Genomic DNA, 6,000 nt, shown 5'->3' on the forward strand with positions numbered 1-6,000 from the left:
AGAGCGCCGAAGCGCTCTTTTTCATTTAAGTAAAAATTACTCAGTCTTGGCTTTCGCATTCGACTTTTTCTTTTTCACCTTGGCTTTTTTCTTTACTTTAGCTTTAGCCTTTGCTTCAGACTTCGCTGCAGATTTTTTATCAGACTTTGCGCCGTAAGAGCTTGGTTTTGATTTTGGCTTTTTCTTTCGAATGGGGCGTTCTCCGTCTTCACTGACAGGGGCTTTGCCCTGTTCAGAAAAGACTTCTTCTTTTGCGTCTCCACGCGGGGCGGGCCGTGCATCGCCGCGCTGTACCGGTTTAGCGACGCGCGGCGCGCGGCTGCGTACAGCACGGCCTCCGTGTGTCAGCTGCTGCAGCAATTCAAAATCAATTTTACGCTCTTCTAAATTCACGCCAGCGACTTTAACCTTAACTTCATCGCCTAGGCTGAACGTTTGGCCATGGCCTTTTCCAACCAGGCTTTGGCTTGGCTGGTCAAAGACAAAGAAGTCATCGCCTAATTGGCTGACATGCACCATGCCGTCAACATACAGATCTTTGAGGGTGACAAACAAGCCGAATTCCGCGACAGCAGAAATCGTGCCGACAAATTCCTCACCTAAATGCTGCTGCATATAATGGCATTTCAGCCAAGCAGTAACAGAGCGGGACGCTTCATCTGCACGGCGTTCGGTTGCCGAGAAGTGCTCGCCCGCATCATTTAACGATTCGCCTGACAGCGGGTATGGTTTTTTCTGCAGATGCGCTTTAATCGCGCGGTGAAGCAGCAAGTCAGGATAGCGGCGGATTGGCGATGTGAAATGCGTATAGGCTTCATATGCTAAACCGAAATGGCCGGCATTGTTCGGACCGTAGTAGGCCTGCATCATTGAACGCAAAAGAACAGCATGAATGCTTGGCGCGTCAATCCGGTCTTTGGTGGCGTCAATGACTGCCTGATAGTCGGCCTGAGTCGGCTGTTCTGGAAAATTCATGCCCAGCAGCTTCACAAAATCACGGACTTTTTGAATGCGGGAAAACTCTGGCGGCTCATGCACGCGGTACAGCATTGGAATTTCATTTTTCAATGCGTAGTCCGCTGCAGCAACGTTGGCCAGCAGCATGCATTCTTCAATCAGTTTGTGCGCTTCATTGCGTGAACGGGGCAGAATTTCTTTAATGCCGCCCAGCTCATCAAAAGTCATGTAGGTTTCGACTGTTTCGAATTCCATTGCATGGCGTTCTGCACGCAAGCCTTTTAAGACTTGATACAGCTGGAACAGGGTATTCAATGACTTGCGTACGTCGCGGTTTTCTGGAACCGCTTGGCTGTCACCCTCAAAATACTGCGCAACCTGTGTATAAGTCAGGCGCGCTTTAGAGTGCATGACCGATGGGTAAAACTCATAACCTGTTACACGGCCAGCGCGGGACAGTTTTAAGTCGCAAACCATGCACAGCCGGTCAACATCTGGATTCAAAGAGCAAAGGCCATTCGACAGCGCTTCCGGCAGCATCGGCAATACAAAATGCGGGAAGTACACCGAAGTACCGCGTTCCTGCGCTTCGTCATCCAGCGGTTTGCCTACCCGTACATAATGGCTGACATCGGCAATGGCAACCACTACGCGGTAGCCGCCGCCAGCGCGTTTTTCTGCATAAACGGCATCATCAAAATCGCGGGCATCTTCACCGTCAATGGTGACTAACGGCAAATCACGCAGGTCAACTCGGCCTGCACGGTCTTTTTCAGCCGGCTCTTTAAAGCTTTCAGCTTCCTGAATGACAGCTTCCGGAAATTCATAAGGCAAGCCAAATTCTAAAATGGTTTGCGGGATGATGATTTCGGTGTCTGCCTTATCCGCCATAGACTGCACAATATGGCCAGTCGCAAATTCTTCTTTGGTTGGGTAGGTGTCAATGGCGACACGGATGGAATCGCCGACTTTGACTTTGGCGTGCTCAATCAGCTCTTTTTCTAAAGTAATCGGCTGATGCGCATTTGGATTGCCGGGCTGTATAAAGTATTCGCCTTCATGCACAGACACTTTGCCGATAATTTCTTTGACACGGTGCTGCAGGACTTCTGTAATAAAGCCCCAGGCTTTGCCTTTGCGGTCTACCGATGTCTGACGCACTTTGACGCGGTCGCCGTTAAAGACCTGACGCAGCTCGCGCTCAGGCAGCAGCAGATCATCCTGACCTGAGATATTGGCTGTACCCAAGCCTTTACTGTTAATGTAGACCGTTGCTTCATGGGTGGGCTGTTCTTCAGCCAGCTGAAATTTAAAGCCGTCTTTCATCAGCTGTCCGTCACGCACCATGGCAATTAAGCGATGGCTTAGGGCGTCAATGCTTTTTTGATCGGCAATTTCAAAATGCTCGACAAAATCGGCATGAGACAGCGCGGTTTTGCGCTGTTCAAGAGTTTCCAAAATCAGCTTTCGGCTAGGAATTGGATTTTCGTAACGTTCGGCTTCAGCTTTTGCTTCAGGATCGACCCAATTTTTCATAATGTCTTTGGCTTCAAGTCAGAAGATTAGGTTTAGCATAAGTCATGCGGTCTTAGACTGCACGCAAATGATTGCAATATTGTGTTTTAAGCTGCATTTTACGACGTTTGCCATTTTTATGAATGCAATAGGCTGTTTTTTTATCCAATCAGATCAAAACTTTCCTGAAATTGTTTAAAAAATATTTAATTGAGCAAAAAAATGCAAAAAAACAGTAGGCATTGCTTGCAGTGCAGCGGTTAAGTTTGTATTATGGCGCCACGTTACGGTGAGATGGGTGAGTGGCTGAAACCACGTCCCTGCTAAGGACGCATACGGGTAACTGTATCGAGGGTTCGAATCCCTCTCTCACCGCCACGCTTTACTTATGTCGCGCTCATAGCTCAGCTGGATAGAGCACTTGGCTACGAACTAAGGGGTCGGGAGTTCGAATCTCTCTGAGCGCACCAATAAGTAAACACGAAAAGTAACGTAAGCCGTAAAGGCACACAAGTTTAGCGCTCATAGCTCAGCTGGATAGAGCACTTGGCTACGAACTAAGGGGTCGGGAGTTCGAATCTCTCTGAGCGCACCAACTTGAACAATAAACCGCACATGCTGCGGTTTTTTTGTGTCTGAATTTTACCTGTTGCCTTCAACTCTAAAAATAAGACTAGTATAAAAATCATCAGGCGCTGTCCGCAAAATGCAGAGGAAATGCATACGGTGAGAAAAATCATTGTTCAGGAATTCATGACGCTGGATTGCGCCTTATTTTACCGAAGGCGATGGGGCGCTAAAGGCCATTATGCCGGCATGGATGCAGCCGATGGATATTTTGCTGGGGCGGAACACGTTTAAAATCTGGGAATCTTACTGGCCTGCGCATGCGGCGCAATGGCCTGGAATCAATGAAGTGACCAAATATGTGCTGACTGCCACCTTGGAGCATTCTGACTGGAATAATTCAGTTTTTCTGCGGCAGATCGAGGACGTAAAGAAGTTGAAAGCTCAAGACGGTCTGGCCATTAAAGTGCATGGCAGCGCTCGGCTGACACAGGCGTTGTTCGCGCATGATCTTGTTGATGAACTGCAGCTGATGATTTTTCCGCTGATACTCGGTCAAGGCAAGCGTTTATTTGCGCAAAATGCAGTCCCTGCGGCTTATGCGCTGAAGGAAAATTCAGTGACGGCTGGCGGCGTGATTTTTGCCCGCTATGTGAAGTGCGGCGCTGTAAAAACCGGCAGTCTGGCCTGAAAGCGGGAGTTTAAAAATAATGCTGCTGGCAGAGCAGCAGATACGGCTTTCAGTAGTGCTTCAGCCTGCTCAAATTCAAGAGCGCCGCGATAGAATGAACGGCTGAATGCTGTAGATTGATGATCTTTAGCGGATATGCCTAAATACTAGGCATTCAGTTCCATTTATACAAATAAGCGCTTAACAAAATATAAAAATCACGTATAATGCATTCCATCAAGACGTCGCGCTCATAGCTCAGCTGGATAGAGCACTTGGCTACGAACTAAGGGGTCGGGAGTTCGAATCTCTCTGAGCGCACCAACTTGATCAAGACTGAAAAACCGCACATGCTGCGGTTTTTTTGTGCCTGAAATTTGTATTTTGAGATATTAAAAAACGTCTCACCGCTATCTTATTTTTGCTGAACTTCTAAGGGTAAACTTGGCGCGGGCTTGAATGGCTGTGCCGCAGAAGATGCGCAGCAGTGTATGCAGTGAGGTATTTTTGATTGGTATAAAGACCTTGCATCTTATTTAAGCATTTAGGGTTTGCTGTGTTTTAGCTTGTTTAGGCGGGGAAGGATTGACGAAATCCATTCAGCGGAGCTGGAAAAGAATAAGAAAATGGCATGTTTTGGTGTAAGATTTAGCTCAATTTCTATAAATGATGTGCTTGTACGCGTATGTCTGATACTCAACCTGCCTTATCGCTGCGTTATTTTTTAAATTTGGAAGAATCGCAGGACGGCTTTGCTTTAGCGACTTTCGGCAAAAAGCAATTCACCCGCTTTATCACTCCAGTGATCAGTATCGGCATTATTGTCTGGGGATTCTATTTAGGCTTTAACGGTGTTGGCCGCTACTATGTCGCTTTAGGCGCATTTTTTCTGATTATGCAGATTTTGATGCGCTATTGGTTTTTACCGATGATGTTCAAGCGCCAGTTTGTAAAATATCAATTCGGCAAAAGCGAGCAGGGCATGGATCTGTATCAGGATCATGGCGAGCTGCATGCCAATGGCCGAAAAAATGTATTCAATTATAGTGATATAGAAAATTTCGCATCAGGTAAATTGACGTATATGCTGGAAATGAAAAACCGCACGGTGGTTATTGTACCTAAACGCGCTTTTGCCAATCCAGCCGACCAAACGCTGTTTGAAAATACCTTTAAAAAGTAAGTTTAGACCGTAAATTGTAATAGTTCAGGAAGGGAAGACCATGACGATACGTCCATCTAAAATTGTGTGTGTGGGCCGCAGCTATGCAGATCATGCCAGAGAGCTGGGAAATGCGATACCGGATCGTCCGGTTTTATTTATAAAGCCGCCAAGCGCGCTCGGCTCGCTGCAAGACGGCATTGCATGGAATACTGCATTAGGCAGCTGTCATTATGAATGCGAACTGACTTTGCGTATTGACCGCCCATTAAAGGGAGAAACCGATCCGATTAAAGCTTTGGAGGCTGTTGGCGCGGTAACTTTGGGCTTGGATTTAACTTTGCGCGATTTGCAGGATGAGCTTAAGACAAAGGGCCAGCCGTGGGAGCGTTCAAAAGCTTATGACGGTTCGTGCATTTTGTCAGACTGGGTCGCCGTGAATGATGTGGTGAGCGATTGGAATGATGTGCACTACACGCTGCATGTAAACGATGAACTGCGCCAAAAAGGCGACACTTCTCATTTGATTTTTGATATTGGTTCATTGCTGGCCGACATCAGTCAAGTGTTTAGCCTAGAAGCCGGTGATGTGGTGATGACGGGTACGCCAGCGGGTGTAGCTGCCCTACAGCCGGGTGAAAAGCTGAAAATGACTTTAATTGGCAAGGCACAGAATTATGTGTGGACGACTTTTGTGAAGTAAATTCAGATTAAGCTGAATCAAGAAAAGACTGCTATAAGGCGGTCTTTTTTTATGATGGAATGCTTTTTTATTTGCCTGAAGATAAATCTTTTGGCGTTTAAGAGGATGGCAAGCGGCCTTCATGTGCTCATTCTGCACGGATTTCAGTTATTCTTTTCACCTGACTCTCAAATGTTTTCATCGCAAAGTTTTACTAGAGCGTCATCGGGCGCGTTTCATAATAATAAGCCCTTGATTATCCAGCACTGAAACTGCGCATATTGCATGCAGTTCATTGTTATGGATAGCACGAGCGGATTATAAGTGGTGATTCAGCTTTCTAAACTGATCAGGCGTCAGATTCATCCAGCGTTTAAACATATTAATAAAGGCGGAGGCATTGGCGTARYCKRARKMSMGTSSWRTRSKKWMARMKTKTKTCMSTWM

4 protein-coding genes and 4 tRNA genes are annotated in these 6,000 nt (G+C 46.7%); 7 read left to right on the top strand and 1 reads right to left on the bottom strand.

Annotated features, from left to right (window positions below):
* Positions 1–36: 36 nt before the first annotated feature.
* Positions 37–2,496: a ribonuclease R gene (gene rnr / locus AZH43_RS10370; RefSeq protein WP_193786452.1), complete on the bottom strand. Its 2,460-nt coding sequence runs from the start codon at positions 2,494–2,496 to the stop codon at positions 37–39.
* Between the two features lie 264 nt (positions 2,497–2,760).
* Here rnr and AZH43_RS10375 point away from each other — a divergent pair.
* The 7 genes from AZH43_RS10375 to AZH43_RS10405 all read left to right on the top strand — a co-directional run bounded on the left by AZH43_RS10375 (position 2,761) and on the right by AZH43_RS10405 (position 5,574).
* Positions 2,761–2,850 (top strand) — tRNA-Ser (locus tag AZH43_RS10375).
* A 15-nt stretch (positions 2,851–2,865) separates the two neighbouring features.
* Positions 2,866–2,942 (top strand) — tRNA-Arg (locus AZH43_RS10380).
* A gap of 48 nt (positions 2,943–2,990) precedes the next feature.
* Positions 2,991–3,067, top strand: a tRNA-Arg gene (locus tag AZH43_RS10385).
* 213 nt (positions 3,068–3,280) lie between these two features.
* Positions 3,281–3,730: a dihydrofolate reductase family protein gene (locus AZH43_RS10390; RefSeq protein WP_081406806.1), complete on the top strand. Its 450-nt coding sequence runs from the start codon at positions 3,281–3,283 to the stop codon at positions 3,728–3,730.
* A gap of 226 nt (positions 3,731–3,956) precedes the next feature.
* Positions 3,957–4,033 (top strand) — tRNA-Arg (locus tag AZH43_RS10395).
* Positions 4,034–4,394: 361 nt separating this feature from the next.
* A complete protein-coding gene (locus AZH43_RS10400) occupies positions 4,395–4,892 on the top strand; it encodes a YcxB family protein (RefSeq protein WP_067669372.1) in 498 nt (165 codons plus the stop codon).
* A gap of 40 nt (positions 4,893–4,932) precedes the next feature.
* A complete protein-coding gene (locus AZH43_RS10405; protein WP_067669374.1) occupies positions 4,933–5,574 on the top strand; it encodes a fumarylacetoacetate hydrolase family protein in 642 nt (213 codons plus the stop codon).
* The last annotated feature ends 426 nt before the right edge of the window (positions 5,575–6,000 follow it).

The organism is Acinetobacter pragensis, assembly GCF_001605895.1.
In the GTDB taxonomy this organism is placed as follows: Bacteria; Pseudomonadota; Gammaproteobacteria; order Pseudomonadales; family Moraxellaceae; genus Acinetobacter; species Acinetobacter pragensis.

Bases quoted from the DNA above. Each gene is read 5' to 3' on its own strand.
- AZH43_RS10390 (WP_081406806.1), top strand. From the start codon at position 3,281: ATGCCGGCATGGATGCAGCCGATGGATATTTTGCTGGGGCGGAACACG.
- AZH43_RS10400 (WP_067669372.1), top strand. From the start codon at position 4,395: ATGTCTGATACTCAACCTGCCTTATCGCTGCGTTATTTTTTAAATTTG.
- AZH43_RS10405 (WP_067669374.1), top strand. From the start codon at position 4,933: ATGACGATACGTCCATCTAAAATTGTGTGTGTGGGCCGCAGCTATGCA.